This is a genomic window from Bathymodiolus heckerae thiotrophic gill symbiont (genome assembly GCF_900128515.1).
Classification (GTDB): domain Bacteria; phylum Pseudomonadota; class Gammaproteobacteria; order PS1; family Pseudothioglobaceae; genus Thioglobus_A.
This window is the reverse complement of record NZ_FQTP01000158.1, coordinates 1-2216: the sequence shown is the minus strand read 5'-3', so window position 1 is coordinate 2216 and position 2216 is coordinate 1. Positions and strand designations below refer to the sequence as shown.

Here is a 2216-nt window from a genome sequence, read left to right as displayed (position 1 = left end):
ACACTGTTTGTTGCTGATAGCCTAATTTGTAAAATACGAAGAAACGCTTCTTGGTGAGCTTTAGAGTGCTGGTTTATAGGATGTTTTCTTGCAAGCTTATGTTTTAAAGGGAACACTCATGATCCTGATACAAAGTCAGTCCAAATTTTACCTTCCGGACGATATTCTTCTTTTATTAAATCAATAGAACTTTGTATTTCTGTTGCAAATGATTCAGCTCGTTTTACTCTACTATGAAAACTTATCACCCTTTTCAGCTCATAGTCTTTAACAGCTTTAATGAGGCCTATTTGAGATGCTAATGATTTTGCATCGGTAATATCATTGCCTTCTGTTTGTATCAGTCTACTTTTTTGTATCCATTGGGCAATCATGGGATTGTCAACACCAACAAGTACGACTTGATAATCGGTTAATAGTGGAGGCCTACGATTAATGGCTTCACCAAAGGATAAAGTATGGAAAACTTTGCCAAAGACAGATTCATCGTCCATTCCTGTAATTTCAACACCCATTTCACTTGCCTTCTTTTTTAGGTTCGTTGAATAGATTTTTGGTGTTGCTGTTGTGAATAATCTTTTCTTTGCTTTAATCAAAGATTGGTCTAATACCATCGTAAATGCACTTCCGGTTTGGCCTGTGCATCGATGTGCTTCATCAGCAACCACCAAATCAAACATGGAAGTCTTATCATTTTTTTGAGCTTCAGCAATAATGGGAGACGATTGGTAGGTTGAGAAAATAACTTTATTCTCAGTACCCTTTAAAAAGATATTTATTTCATCTGCTTTTGATGTAACAGGAAATGGTATATCTTCAACAGACTGTATTATCTCGTCTTCACTTGATTTCCTACCCACCGTTTGATCAGAACAAACACATAAAACACCAAATGGTATCTTTGCTGCAAACGTCCATTCTCTCAGCGATTGAGACAACAAACTAAGGAAAGAAGTAATACCAGTGTTGTCTGAACAGATAATTTTTCTTTTATCCATAGAGACGTAAAAGTTTTACCAGTTCCACATGCCATGACCAATTGACCACGTTCACTTTCCTGAAAGCCTTTTTCTACGGCTTGGATTGCTTCTAATTGATGTGGTCGAGGAGTGGGGCGTGGTTTTCTTTTTGCGGTATTGAGTTCAGATATATGTATTGGATATTCAATTGCAGCTTTGTCAAAATCAGAAAGAAGAAAATGTGTAACTGTTTTTTCTTGAGCATGGCAAACTTGTTTTGCATTTTTCCCCATTTTGTCTGTAGTTGTAATCAACAGCCGTTTATCAATTCCTTTCCTGTTTGATTCACTGAGAAACTTATCTATATCCGATTTGCTAATGGAGTACTCGGGAGCATAACATTTTGCTTGTACAGCCCAAATTTCATTATTATTATGTTTGAAGGTGAGATCAACACCACAATCAGGCCCCCAACGATCAGGGTATTCATCCCATAACCATATTCGATCAATTTGCGTTGACCATTCGGGATCATTTTTTAGAAACCACTTAACAAAATGCTCAAATTGCATACCCTTTTTCTTTGGGTCAAATGAACTTAAAATTTCAGAAAATGTAGTCATAGAGATTCAATCAATTCCATTCATTTAGTGTTTCTTGACTATATCACTAACGAACAAGGTTAGATTGTGATCGCGAAGCGAGCCACAATCTGAACCGTTTGTTGGACGAAGCCGCTATCGCGGAGAAAAACCAGCTTATTCGATAGTTCCAAAATAATGCCTCACAGCGCTGCAAGTCTATTTGGCAGCACGCGCTTTGTCTTCAACTCAAAATCGATATTTAAAGCCCTTGTTCGAAAGTCACGTTAAATAGCATCATCACGCACCGGATTAGTGATTCTTCTCCGCCTATTGGTAATAGTTACCCCAAGTAGGGCTAATAAACTCAGCCCCTTCATTTCTAGCCATCACAATTTCCTTTTGATGAGGCAATTCAAACATTATTATTTTTCATCTTGCCTAAGAAAACGTTTCGAGATAGACTGTAAATTATGGAAATCACACAACAACACATAAATCATAAGGCATTTATTTATTTCAAGACCCAGTTCAAAAAAGGTATTTTCTAAATACTATCAATAACACTTCTTGTCAAGAAGAAAAAAACATTTAATAATCTCTAGCTTTTATGCCGGGCTTGTCCAACAAACGGTTCAGATTGTGGTTCGCTTCGCGATCACAATCTAACCTTGTT

At 36.9% G+C, this 2216-nt stretch carries 2 protein-coding genes; both read right to left on the bottom strand.

Annotated features, from left to right (window positions below; genetic code table 11):
• Positions 1 to 116: 116 nt before the first annotated feature.
• Positions 117 to 998 (bottom strand): DEAD/DEAH box helicase family protein, encoded by an 882-nt coding sequence (locus BTHERMOSOX_RS10570; RefSeq protein WP_138121104.1) that lies wholly within the window; start codon positions 996 to 998, stop codon positions 117 to 119.
• A complete protein-coding gene (locus BTHERMOSOX_RS10565) occupies positions 923 to 1582 on the bottom strand; it encodes a restriction endonuclease (RefSeq protein ID WP_138121103.1) in 660 nt (219 codons plus the stop codon). The genes BTHERMOSOX_RS10570 and BTHERMOSOX_RS10565 overlap by 76 nt, the downstream gene beginning before the upstream one ends.
• Positions 1583 to 2216 lie beyond the last annotated feature (634 nt).

What these genes read in the sequence shown, in the direction of transcription:
- BTHERMOSOX_RS10565 (WP_138121103.1), bottom strand. Translation starts at nt 1,582, where the DNA reads ATGACTACATTTTCTGAAATTTTAAGTTCATTTGACCCAAAGAAAAAG.
- BTHERMOSOX_RS10570 (WP_138121104.1), bottom strand. Translation starts at nt 998, where the DNA reads ATGGATAAAAGAAAAATTATCTGTTCAGACAACACTGGTATTACTTCT.